At 55.2% G+C, this 11,909-nt stretch carries 11 protein-coding genes; 3 read left to right on the forward strand and 8 right to left on the reverse strand.

Going from position 1 to position 11,909, the window contains the following annotated elements; genetic code table 11:
* Positions 1-3: 3 nt before the first annotated feature.
* From ACNQ0W_RS04595 to rfaD, 4 genes are read right to left on the reverse strand one after another with little or no spacing between them, the layout of a single operon-like run.
* On the reverse strand, positions 4-1,113 hold the full coding sequence (locus ACNQ0W_RS04595; protein WP_062933127.1) for a glycosyltransferase family 9 protein: 1,110 nt from the start codon (positions 1,111-1,113) through the stop codon (positions 4-6).
* A gap of 3 nt (positions 1,114-1,116) precedes the next feature.
* On the reverse strand, positions 1,117-2,100 hold the full coding sequence (gene rfaC / locus ACNQ0W_RS04600) for a lipopolysaccharide heptosyltransferase RfaC (RefSeq protein ID WP_062933128.1): 984 nt from the start codon (positions 2,098-2,100) through the stop codon (positions 1,117-1,119).
* A gap of 3 nt (positions 2,101-2,103) precedes the next feature.
* The gene (gene rfaF, locus ACNQ0W_RS04605; protein ID WP_015570031.1) at positions 2,104-3,150 is read right to left on the reverse strand and encodes an ADP-heptose--LPS heptosyltransferase RfaF; all 1,047 of its coding nucleotides are present in this window, start codon (positions 3,148-3,150) and stop codon (positions 2,104-2,106) included.
* Positions 3,151-3,152: 2 nt separating this feature from the next.
* On the reverse strand, positions 3,153-4,085 hold the full coding sequence (gene rfaD / locus ACNQ0W_RS04610; RefSeq protein ID WP_062933129.1) for an ADP-glyceromanno-heptose 6-epimerase: 933 nt from the start codon (positions 4,083-4,085) through the stop codon (positions 3,153-3,155).
* A 213-nt stretch (positions 4,086-4,298) separates the two neighbouring features.
* Between rfaD and kbl the strand changes: the two genes are divergently transcribed.
* Entirely contained in the window at positions 4,299-5,495 is a 1,197-nt protein-coding gene (kbl, locus tag ACNQ0W_RS04615) for a glycine C-acetyltransferase (RefSeq protein ID WP_062933130.1), read from the forward strand.
* Between the two features lie 9 nt (positions 5,496-5,504).
* Entirely contained in the window at positions 5,505-6,533 is a 1,029-nt protein-coding gene (tdh, locus tag ACNQ0W_RS04620) for an L-threonine 3-dehydrogenase (RefSeq protein ID WP_017383610.1), read from the forward strand.
* Between the two features lie 27 nt (positions 6,534-6,560).
* Here the strand turns inward: tdh and ACNQ0W_RS04625 are convergent, their stop codons facing one another.
* Together ACNQ0W_RS04625 and ACNQ0W_RS04630 are read right to left on the reverse strand one after the other, a co-directional pair.
* Positions 6,561-7,475 carry a hypothetical protein gene (locus tag ACNQ0W_RS04625; RefSeq protein WP_062933131.1) on the reverse strand — a complete coding sequence of 305 codons (915 nt, stop codon included), beginning with the start codon at positions 7,473-7,475 and terminating at the stop codon, positions 6,561-6,563.
* A gap of 15 nt (positions 7,476-7,490) precedes the next feature.
* Positions 7,491-8,696, reverse strand: coding sequence for a glycosyltransferase (locus ACNQ0W_RS04630; protein ID WP_062933132.1), 1,206 nt, complete (start codon positions 8,694-8,696; stop codon positions 7,491-7,493).
* Positions 8,697-8,901: 205 nt separating this feature from the next.
* Between ACNQ0W_RS04630 and ACNQ0W_RS04635 the strand changes: the two genes are divergently transcribed.
* Positions 8,902-9,702: a glycosyltransferase family 2 protein gene (locus ACNQ0W_RS04635; RefSeq protein WP_047717031.1), complete on the forward strand. Its 801-nt coding sequence runs from the start codon at positions 8,902-8,904 to the stop codon at positions 9,700-9,702.
* Between the two features lie 11 nt (positions 9,703-9,713).
* Here ACNQ0W_RS04635 and ACNQ0W_RS04640 read toward each other — a convergent pair whose 3' ends face one another.
* Both ACNQ0W_RS04640 and envC read right to left on the reverse strand, forming a co-directional pair.
* Complete coding sequence (locus ACNQ0W_RS04640) at positions 9,714-10,646, reverse strand: divergent polysaccharide deacetylase family protein (RefSeq protein WP_062933133.1); 933 nt, start codon at positions 10,644-10,646, stop codon at positions 9,714-9,716.
* Between the two features lie 3 nt (positions 10,647-10,649).
* Complete coding sequence (envC, locus tag ACNQ0W_RS04645; RefSeq protein ID WP_232961571.1) at positions 10,650-11,909, reverse strand: murein hydrolase activator EnvC; 1,260 nt, start codon at positions 11,907-11,909, stop codon at positions 10,650-10,652.

Genomic DNA, 11,909 nt, shown 5'->3' on the forward strand with positions numbered 1-11,909 from the left:
AAATTAGTTTCCTTGAGCGTCGGTAGCGCTAGCCAGTGAGCGGGCTTTTGGTAATGTACGGATAAACTGCTGAAGATCGTGTAACGCGGAGTCAGTGACAGAGAATAGCGCTTCCCGTTCTTGCGGGAAGTAATAGCGCGTTTCAAACACATAAGAACAAATGTTATCGTCATTCCCGATCAGCATCACATTGCCAAGCGGACGCTGTTCATAGTGACAACACGGTCCAAACAGCAGGACCACCGGCACGCCGACGGCGTCTGCGATGTAGACATTCCCTGAGTCAGACGCGATATAGCAGTCCATCTTAGAAATGGCCCAGGGAAGCTCTTCCAGCGAAATTTTGCCAATAAGATTGATAAAATTGGGGATTTCACCGTAAAGACGGGTGATATCGTCCATCCACGACTGTTCGTTTGGCGCGCCGAAGACATAAAACTCGCAGGGTAAATCAGCGAGTTGATCAACAATCCGCTTCCAGATAACCGGAGGGACGGTTTTGGCTTTATTGCCCGCCGCAATACTGATGCCGATGCGGATAACGCCAGGTTTATCAAGAATGGCCGGCCAGGTCGTCGGCTTGAAGAGCGGCTTTGTGGCGTGCTTGGGAGAGTCTTGCCACGTGAGCGAGCGGTCGGCCAGTTTCAGGTAGTTCGTCACCGAAAGCGTTTTTTTGCCATGCTCAACGGTACCGTCAGCCGCGAGATAGAAAATCCCGTGGTACCACCTGCGCGTGTAAATGCTTAAAAATTGTTTGTTTTTTGCATTACAGACGGCGGCAAAAAAGAGGTTCACGCTGTTGGGCTGTAGCAGGTAGACGTTGTCGTAGCGGTTCATGATCCTGCACGCGAAGCACAGTTTACGCCACAGGTTGCGCTTATGCTGCTCGATAAAATAGATCTGCTCAATAGTCTCATCATGCTTCGCCAGCGCGCCAACGCTGCGACTGATCAACACATCGCTTTTTTGCAGCCAGGCCAGAAGAGGCGTCGCATTAATAAAGTCACCGATTTTGGCTGTCTGAATGACAAGGTTCTTGCCCGTGTCCTTTCGAAACAGCTTCCGGATGAGTTTCACCGGAAAGAGTAAAATCAGCAGAAATACATAACTCATGGGTTAAATATCCCTGTTGGAAAGCCGATGGCTGCCCTGTAAATATGAAAAAATAGCATCTGCGCTAATATCCTTCGTTTGGTGCGTAGGGCTGACCATCTGATGCTGGTTTTTACCGTAACCCCCGATCAACCCCGGATCGGTCGGGCCGAAAATCGTGATATTAGGACGATCCAGTGCGGCGGTTAAATGGCTTAACCCTGTATCCACAGAAACGACGGCGTTAGCGCCCGCCAGCTGTGCGGCAACCTGCGCCAGTGTGAGTTTGGGTAACACCTCGACATGGGAAAAACCGGCTGCCAGACGCTCCGCACGCTGCCGCTCATGTTCAGCGCCCCACGGGAGTTTAATATGGATACCGCAAGGTTGCATTAGTTCAATCAGCCTTCTCCAGTGCGTTTCCGGCCAGTGCTTATCATCGCGCGTTGTGGCATGCAGGAAGACCAGATACGGCGCGATATCCCTGTCCGTTTCGCGCAGAAAATGCTGTGCGATGGCGTAGTCACCCTGGAGGTCGGGTTTTGCATAGCCGAGACTCTTAGCGAACAGCTCGCGGGTACGTTCCACGGCGTGCTGCTGCTTCGCAATATGGTGGCGACGATTATAGAACAGGCTCGCCAGCGGTTCGCGGGCGGTTTGCCAGTCCATGCCGTGCTTTACGCCGTGCGCCAGACGCGTGACCAGCGCGGCGCTTTTCACCAGCCCCTGGGCGTCGACGATCGCGTCGTAACGCCGGGCCTGCACCGCTTCGCGGAAGGCTTTGCGTTCGGCTTTAATCTGTGCGGAGAACCACGCTTTGCGCCAGCGGCGAATGGCCACCGGGATCACGCGATCAACCGCTTCATGCCAGGTGGGGATCTGCGCGAAGCCTTCTTCCACCACCCAGTCAAAACGGATGCCGGGAATGGCCCGCATGGCGTCCGTCAGCGACGGCAGCGTATGCAGAACATCACCCATTGAGGAGGTTTTAACGATCAATACCCGCATCCGTTATCCTTCTTCGCTCAACAGCAGTGCGTTGAGTTCTTCGAGAACACGCTGCGGGGTAATGTCGATCAGGCTCTGATGGTAACCTTCTGCGGCATCGCCTTTGCGCACCTTGTGGTAGCCGGTGATCAAACGGATCACGCGCGCTTTGTGCGACAGCGGCGGCGTGAAGTCCGGGCTGCTTGGGCCATACAGCGCGACCAGCGGACGATCCAGCGCGGCGGCGACGTGCATCAGACCTGAGTCGTTGCTGACCACGGCCTTACAGGCGGCAATCAGGATAACCGCCTGCTCGAGCTGCGTTTCCCCTGCCAGGTTGCGACACCAGGCCTGTTGCTCAGTGCTCAGCGTGGCGAGAATTTCATTGCCCGCCTCATGATCTTTCGCCGAGCCAAACAGCACAATTTGATAGCCTTCGTCGATAAGTTGTTTCGCCAGCTCTGCGTAGTGATAGTGCGGCCAGCGTTTTGCCGGGCCAAACTCTGCGCCGGGGCAGAAGCCAATCATCGGGCGTTCGGACGAAATGCCAAACGCGTTGCAGGTGTGGGATTTCTCCCCATCGCTTACCTGGAGTTGCGGCCACAGCAGCGGCTGCGGCAGATCTTTCGCGCTGCGCATCACGCCTTTGTCGTAGGCCAGCGCCACGTAGCGCTCCACCATCAGCGGCCAGGCCTCTTTATCCAGCACCCGGGCGTCGTTCAGCAGGCCGTAGCGCATTTCACCGCGCCAGCCGGTACGATGCGGGATGCCCGCAAAGAAGGGCACGAGGGCGGATTTGAAGGAGTTTGGCAGCACGTACGCGCGGTCATAGCGCTTCTCACGCAGGCTGTGACCGAGTTTGCGGCGTTCACCGATTTCCAGCGCCCCGTGGCCGAGCGGCATCGGGATCGCCTCGTTCACTTCCGGCATACGCGATAACAGCGGACGGCACCATGCGGGTGCCATCACGTCGATTATCGCCTGGGGATAACGCGCCTTGAGCGTGCGATAGAGACTTTGCGACATCATCATGTCGCCCACCCATGACGGGCCGATCACCAGAATTTTCATACTTATGCGTCGCGGTTCAGCCAGGCCATATATTCCGTTACGCCTTCGGCAACGGTCTTGAACGGCTTGTCGTAGCCTGCGGCGCGCAGGTTAGTCAGGTCCGCCTGGGTGAATGCCTGGTAGCGGCCTTTCAGCTTATCCGGGAACGGAATGTACTCAATGCTGCCTTTTTTATGGTACGCCAGCGTCGCGTCTGCCACCGCCTGGAAAGATTCCGCGCGGCCGGTGCCCAGGTTGAAAATGCCGGACACGCCATTTTCCAGGAACCACAGGTTTACTGCCGCCACATCGCCCACGTAGACGAAGTCACGCTTAAAGCCGTCGCTGCCTTCGAACAGTTTCGGGCTTTCGCCGTTATTTAACTGGGTGTTCAGGTGGAACGCCACGCTCGCCATGCTGCCTTTGTGGCCTTCGCGCGGCCCGTAGACGTTGAAGTAGCGGAAGCCAACAACCTGGGAGTTTGCTTCTGGCAGGATCTGACGCACGTACTCGTCAAACAGGAACTTGGAGTAACCGTAAACGTTCAGCGGCTGCTCATATTCGCGGGATTCGATAAAATCTGAAGTGCGCCCACCATAGGTTGCCGCGGAAGAGGCGTACAGGAACGGAATTTCACGCTCCAGGCAGTAGTGCAGGAGCTCTTTGGAGTACTGATAGTTGTTATCCATCATGTACTTGCCGTCCCACTCGGTGGTGGAGGAGCACGCACCTTCGTGGAAGATGGCTTCGATCTCGCCGAACTCTTCACCCGCCATAATCTGGATAAGGAAGTCTTCTTTATCCATGTAGTCAGCGATGTTCAGATCCACCAGGTTAACGAACTTGGTGCCGTCTTTCAGGTTGTCCACCACCAGAATGTCGGTGATGCCTTTGTCATTGAGGGCCTTAACAATATTGCTGCCGATAAAGCCCGCGCCGCCAGTAACGATGATCATAACTGTAACCTTTGAAGTATGAGTCGGGGAATATCCCGAACGCTAATCTCTTTATCATATCATCACAATGCTCAGGCTTCAGCCATTCACCGATATGCAGCAGGGGTACGCGTGATTTATGCTGCAAAAACGAGAAGAGATACTGCGTCATCTCGTCATGAACTATTGGTTTGGGTAATATGTGCCAAAATTTGCCGAGTCTGGAGAATTGCAATGCGTGGTGATTTTTACAAACAGTTAAACAGCGACCTCGACACCGCACGTGCGGAAGGGTTGTTCAAAGAAGAGCGTATTATCACGTCTGCGCAGCAGGCGGACATCACCGTTGCCGACGGCAGCCATGTGATCAACTTTTGCGCGAACAACTATTTAGGTCTTGCGAATCACCCTGAGCTAATTGCCGCGGCGAAAAACGGCATGGACACCCACGGTTTCGGTATGGCCTCCGTTCGCTTTATCTGCGGTACGCAGGACAGCCACAAGCAGCTTGAGCAAAAGTTGGCGAACTTCCTCGGAATGGAAGACGCGATTCTGTACTCCTCCTGCTTCGACGCCAACGGCGGTCTGTTTGAGACCCTGCTCGGCGCAGAAGACGCGATTATCTCCGACGCCCTGAACCACGCCTCCATCATCGACGGCGTACGCCTGTGCAAAGCGAAGCGTTTCCGCTACGCCAACAACGACATGGTGGAGCTGGAAGCGCGCCTGAAAGAGGCCCGTGAAGCAGGGGCTCGCCACGTCCTGATCGCCACCGACGGCGTGTTCTCCATGGACGGTGTGATCGCCAACCTGAAGGGCGTGTGCGATCTGGCGGATAAATACGACGCGCTGGTGATGGTGGATGACTCTCACGCGGTCGGTTTTGTCGGCGAAAACGGTCGTGGCTCCCACGAATACTGCGACGTAATGGGCCGCGTGGATATCATCACCGGTACGCTGGGCAAAGCGCTCGGCGGCGCGTCTGGCGGCTACACCGCCGCGCGTAAAGAGGTGGTCGAGTGGCTGCGCCAGCGCTCCCGCCCGTATCTGTTCTCCAACTCCCTGGCGCCGGCGATTGTGTCTGCCTCCATCAAAGTGCTGGAGATGGTGGAGTCCGGCGCTGAACTGCGCGACCGCCTGTGGTCCAACGCCCGTCTGTTCCGTGAAAAAATGAGCGCCGCAGGCTTCACCCTCGCCGGTGCTGACCACGCCATCATTCCGGTGATGCTGGGGGATGCGGTTATCGCGCAGAACTTTGCCCGCGAACTGCAAAAAGAAGGGATTTACGTGACCGGGTTCTTCTTCCCGGTGGTACCAAAAGGTCAGGCGCGTATCCGCACCCAGATGTCTGCGGCGCACTCGCCTGAACAAATTGAACGTGCGGTGGAAGCCTTTACCCGCATCGGCAAACAGCTGGGCGTAATTGCCTGAGGACGTGTGATGAAAGCGTTATCCAAACTGAAAGCGGAAGAAGGGATTTGGATGACCGACGTGCCGGAGCCGGAAGTCGGTCATAACGATCTGCTGATCAAAATTCGTAAAACCGCCATCTGCGGTACTGACGTTCACATCTACAACTGGGACCAGTGGTCACAGAAAACCATTCCGGTACCGATGGTTGTCGGTCACGAATATGTCGGCGAAGTGGTTGGCATTGGTCAGGAAGTGAAAGGCTTCAACATTGGCGATCGCGTCTCCGGTGAAGGCCACATTACCTGCGGTCACTGCCGTAACTGTCGCGGTGGGCGCACCCACCTGTGCCGCAACACCGTCGGCGTGGGCGTGAACCGTCCGGGCTGCTTCGCGGAATACCTGGTGATCCCGGCGTTTAACGCGTTCAAAATCCCGGACAATATCTCTGACGATCTGGCCTCCATCTTCGATCCGTTCGGCAACGCGGTACACACGGCGCTCTCCTTCGACCTGGTGGGTGAAGACGTGCTGGTTTCCGGCGCGGGCCCAATCGGCATTATGGCGGCAGCCGTGGCGAAGCACGTGGGTGCGCGCAACGTAGTGATCACCGACGTGAACGAATACCGCCTGTCGCTGGCGCGCAAAATGGGCGTCACCCGCGCGGTGGATGTCTCGAAAGAGAGCCTGACCGACGTGATGGAAGAGCTGGGCATGACCGAAGGCTTTGACGTGGGTCTGGAGATGTCCGGCGCGCCACCGGCGTTCCGCACCATGCTCGACACCATGAACCACGGTGGCCGTATCGCGATGCTGGGTATTCCGCCGTCAGATATGTCCATTGACTGGAACAAAGTCATCTTCAAGGGGCTGTTCATTAAGGGCATCTATGGCCGTGAGATGTTCGAAACCTGGTACAAGATGGCCGCGCTGATCCAGTCCGGTCTGGATCTGTCCCCGATTATCACTCACCGTTTCTCCATCGATGAGTTCCAGCAGGGCTTTGACGCAATGCGGTCCGGCCAGTCAGGGAAAGTGATCCTGAGCTGGGATAAGTAATTAAAAAGGGGCCAGCGGCCCCTTTTTTTACTGATTCTTTTTCTCTTCGTCCGTCAGGTAACGCACCTTGCGGGTGTAATCCTGGCCTTTGAACAGCAGTTTGTTATCCGGCGATTCCAGATACTTCTGCCATTCGGAAAGCGGGAAACCACCGTGCGCGCCAATCACCTCTTTCGGCACAACGGCTTCCTGACCGCCGATCTTCTTGGAGACCGGCCAGTTCATCCAGTCGCCCAGGTTAACCGTTTTTACATCCAGCATGTCCAGCAGCGCAGCGAGCGGCAGCTGATCGGTCGGCGGCTGCGTATCGTCCATCAGCTCCCAGGTATCCTGGAACAGCGTCAGCCACAGCGGGCAGATACGGCGCCAGGTCTTTTTGGTGGCGGCAAGAAACGCGCCGTTAACGTGATCGACCAGATACGGACGCACCGTTTCTTTATAATATGCCGGCACTTTCTCCGCTGGCGCGCCGTCCAGCTTGGCAATCATTTTGCCCTGACGGAAGCTGGAGTAGATGTGCATATCCGCCATGTTGATCTCTGGCATTTTAAGCAGGTTGAGATCGGAGTCGATCATCAGCACACCTTCACCGCGCGACTGCAACGGAGCGTTAAGCTTCACCAGACGACTGAGGTAGATCTGCTTATAGCGGTAACCTTCTTCACGTTTTGGAAGCGTGAGGGTAACAACGCGGGTTTTTGGCGGCAGCTCGCCGAAAGCGGATTCTGGCTGATCGCTGACAATAACAATCTCGCTGACGTCGGTGGCATAACGCTCTGCAAAGGTCGCTGACAATAACGCCTCTTCGACGAAATCCGCGCCCGTACACGGGATCACAATGGAATCCACCGCAACGAGATCGCGCGTGACCGGAAGGGAAGCGTAAGGAATGTTATGACGCCCGGTAATGTGGCGGTAGCGAGCATTCAGGAATTTAAACATGTTCTTCTCGTTTGGTTATTGCGCGCCAAGAACGGCCTCGACACCGTTAACATAGCTTTCAATGGCATACATGTTGCAGACATTCTGGTGTGCGGCAGCGGCGAGCCGGGCGCGCAGAGCAGGATCCTGCCAGATATTATCCAGATGTTGAGCAAGTTGCGACACGTCGCTCCAGGGGAACAGCAGGCCGGTTGACTCATGAACGATCAATTCTGCCGTGCCGGTCACTTTTGAACCAATCACGGGAATATTCAGCAGCATCGCCTCCAGCACGACGCGCGGCAGGCCTTCGCTCTTCGAGGCCAGAATAAATGCGTCAAAGGTGGCGAGATAGTCAAAAGGCGTGTTCTGGAAACCGGTAAAAATGACGTGTTCAGCAATACCTGACGCATCAGCCTGTGCCGCCAGTGCGCCGCGCTCCGCCCCTTCACCGACCAGCACCATCTTCCATTTTGCCTGCGGGTGCCTCTGGCTGAACTGGGCCAGCGCCTCCAGCGTGTGGTGGTTGGCCTTGCGAGGGATTAGCGAGCCAATGCTGCCGAACACAAACGTGTCGTCATCAATGTTCAGGCGCTGGCGCATCGCGCGTCGGTCGGGCAAAGGCTGGTGGATGTCGATGGCGTTGTTGACCGTGGTACACAGCTCGGGCCGGACGCCATGCTGAAGTAGCACGCGTTCAACGCCGTGCGAGACGGCGATAATTTTTGTGGCATGGGTATTCACCAGCTTCACCAGCGGCGGGGTCAGCACCGGTTCAATCCGGCAGTGCTGGATTATCCGCGCATGCAGGTTTGCGCCCGCCAGATACCCTTCTTCGTTAGAGCCTGGCTGGTTGTTCATATACAGCGTATCGAAACCACCTTCTCTAAAAATAGTCTCGATCTTGCTGACGTTGGGGCGAATGCGCCACAGGGTATCGATATGCCGCGTAAATGCTTTGCGCGCCGAACGCGAGAAAAACAGCAGACCACGTCCCGCTTCTTTCAGGAGTTTTGCCCATGCCGGTTGCTTACGTTGAGGGATAACCAGTAGCGGGATCCCAATGCTATTGAGCACCTGGCCTATCGTTTCACCTTCAGCACGACTATAATCACTGTAAAAACAACAAGTAATGTCGAATTTGTCGCGGTTGATTCGCTTCAGAAGCTCAAGCATACTGTTGGTACCTCCCCCCCATTCTTTGCCCGTGTCCAGGAGGAGGATTTTACGTTTTTGCGGCATGTCTGAATCCGTATGCTACCCTTCATCTGACCGCATTATAGAGAATTTGTTGAAATAAAATAGATTTTTTGTATTTCTTTGTCTTTTTATAAGAAAACATTTTAAACACGCTTATTTTAAAAGTGTGATTTAAGACTTTAATCGCCTCTTCTCAATTAGATACTATTAGCGCAAAAATTTATGTTGTTATTGAGAGAGTGAGAATATGTTTAAAATAACGGTCTGCTTATTAACGTTTAACTCCGAAAGAACGTTGCACGATGTTATTCCTCCTCTTTTAAAAATAGCGGATGAATTCGTTGTAGTTGATTCCGGAAGTACAGACTCAACGATATATATTTGCCAGAGTTATGGATTGTCGCCCGTATTCAAAAAATATAGCTGGCACGGCGAGCAGATGAACCATGCCGTATCCCATGCGCACAACGACTGGGTGCTGTGCATGGACAGCGACGAAATACTCGATCAAGAAACCGTTGATGCTATTTTAAAATTAAAAATGGGCGATGAACCCGAACCGGATATGGCGTGGCGGATATGTCGTCACTGGTTTGTTCTGGGAGAAAATGTACGAACGATTTATCCCGTCTCATCACCGGATTATCCTGTGCGTCTTTTTAACCGTACGCAGTCGCGATTTAATAACCGGCCAGTAGACGATCAGGTTGAAGGTTTTCTCCGCTCTGAACGTATTCCAGGTTATGTCAGACATGATACGTTTCATTCGCTGCATGAACTTTTTAATAAATTAAACGGATATACCACTCGCCTGGTTCAATATCAGACGATACGTCCTTCTCTTGGCCGCGGAGCGATCAGCGCTATCGGCGCATTTTTCAAATGGTATCTGTTTAGCGGTGCCTGGCGTCAGGGAAAAGTGGGTGTGGTGACAGGGTTTTATGCCACGGCGTACAGTTTTTTGAAGTATTTCAAAGCCTGGTATCAGGATCGGGAAAAGAGAGAGTCCGTTGCAAAAGAGCAGTCGGACTCTTACATAGCAGAATAGGCGTTAGCCGATCAGGCTTTTTTTCCCCAACCCTGCCACTGTTGCTGGACGTATTTAACCAGCGTACTGCTGCTGATGCTTTCGCCAATCACCGTGAAGAAGCGGGTAGCATAGACCGGTTCAGGCGGCTTTTTCAGCGTGCAGTTCTTCACGCCGCGGAATGGATTGCGCGGCTGCGTTGCGGGTGGTTGCGCGCTACCCGGACGAGAAGTATCCACCTGAGGTTCATTGAGCAGATCGCTCGGACGCACCAGCGTGATATCGGCGGATAAGCCCGGCAACATTTGCTGCAAAACGCGAACGGTAGACGGATGCGGATGCCCAATGGCAATCGCCGAACCGTTACGGCGCGCCAGCTGAACCGCGCGGTTGAACTGCACGCGGATATCCGCTTCGTTCTGGGAGTCATCCAGGAATACTTTGCGCTTGATGACTTTCACGCCCGTCCCCTGAGCGGCACGCATCGCCTGGCTGTTGCCGATGGTCATGCTGTCGAGGAAATAGAGATTGTAACGCTCCAGCGCCTGCATCACTTTCAGCATACCGTACAGGCTGGAGGTCATCGCGCTGCCCATATGGTTATTCAGGCCCACGGCATACGGCACTTTATTGTACGCATCGCGGATGATGCGATCGATCTCGTCGCTGCTCATGTCCGGGCGCAGAGTATCTTTTTCCAGCGGCTGCTTGCTGAGGGGGGCCATCGGCAGATGGATGAGGACCTGATGGCCGCCATTGTGCGCTTTGGTCGCCATTTCATGCGCGTGAGGCGCATTAGGCAGGACGGCGACAGAGATGGCTGGCGGCATCGCCAGCACCTGATTTTCATAGTGTGGTCGGTAACCGAAGTCATCAATCACAATCGCGAGTTTGCCTGCATAAACCGGTACAGCCAGCGCCAGTGCGCTGACTACGGAAAAAACAATTCGACGAAATTGAAGCAAAACCTATCTTCCCAACCACGGCTGTGGATTGACCGCCTGACCCTGACGACGAATTTCGAAATAGAGTGACGGGCGGCCCTGACCGCCACTGCTGCCCACAAGGGCAATGGGTTGACCCGCGCGCACCTGAGTGCCCACGCTGACCAGCGCGCTCTGGTTGTAGCCGTAAAGACTCATGTCGCCTTTACCGTGTTCAACCACCACCACGAGCCCGTAACCCTGTAGCCAGTCGGCCAGGATCACGCGGCCATCGGCGATGGCTTTCACTTCGCTACCTTCAGACGCACCGATAACGATCCCCTTCCAACGTAGCTCACCCTGCAACTGTTCGCCATAGCGATGCAGGATCGTACCGCGAACGGGCCAGTAAGCCTGACCACGCGGGGAGCCGAGGCCGCCGGTACGCGACATCAGGGAACGTTCATTTTCAGTCGGTTTGTAGGTGGTGCCTTTCCGGGAGGCTTCCTGCTGCTTATTACGCACCGCCTGCGCTTCGCGCGCTTCTTTTTCGGCGCGCGCTTTGGCCGCGGCTTCTGCCCGGGCAATGCTGTTACGCAGTCTGGATTCGTTGGCGCGCATTTCGCTCAGCTGGCTTTGTCCTTCCTGGATAGAGGACTCCAGCCCGGCGAGCGTCTTCTTACGCTCATTGCGCGCCTGCTCAAGCTTCTCCTGCTGCGCCTGCTGATCGTAGAGCAGCGTTTGCTGCTGGCTCTGCTTCTCTTCCAGCTCGGCTTTTTGCGTGGTGACTTCTTCGCGCGTCTGTTTCAGCTGCGCAATGGTCTCCTGTCGCGCCTGGTTAAGATAGCCGAAATAGGCCTGTAAACGCTGACCTCGCTGGCTCTCTTCACCGCTGAGGATCAGCTGAAGGCCTGTGTGCTCACCCTGACGGAAAGCGGCATCAAGCTGTGCAGCAAGGTTCCGCTCCTGGGCATCGCGCTGACGCTCCAGTTTCGCAATCGACGCGTTCATTTCATCGATTTGCTTATTGAGCTGGGCAAGGGTGTTTTGTGTTTCACGCAGCTTACGCGCGGCGGCGGAAATGGCCTCTTCCTGCTTTTTAAGCTGGGCGAGCAGGGTGGCGCGCTGCTGTTGCTGCTGACGCACCGCACGCTCTTTGGCGGCGATATCGGCCTGAATGGATTTAAGCTGATCGCGGTCATCCGCGTGGGCGGATGCGGCGCACAGCAATACGCCAGCGCTGAGTGCGCTGGCGCAAAGCAGAGGTCTGACTGATAACCGAAGCGGCTTCACGACCCATGTGAT

This window comes from Enterobacter cloacae complex sp. 6730903 (genome assembly GCF_048283985.1).
GTDB lineage: Bacteria > Pseudomonadota > Gammaproteobacteria > Enterobacterales > Enterobacteriaceae > Enterobacter > Enterobacter hormaechei_C.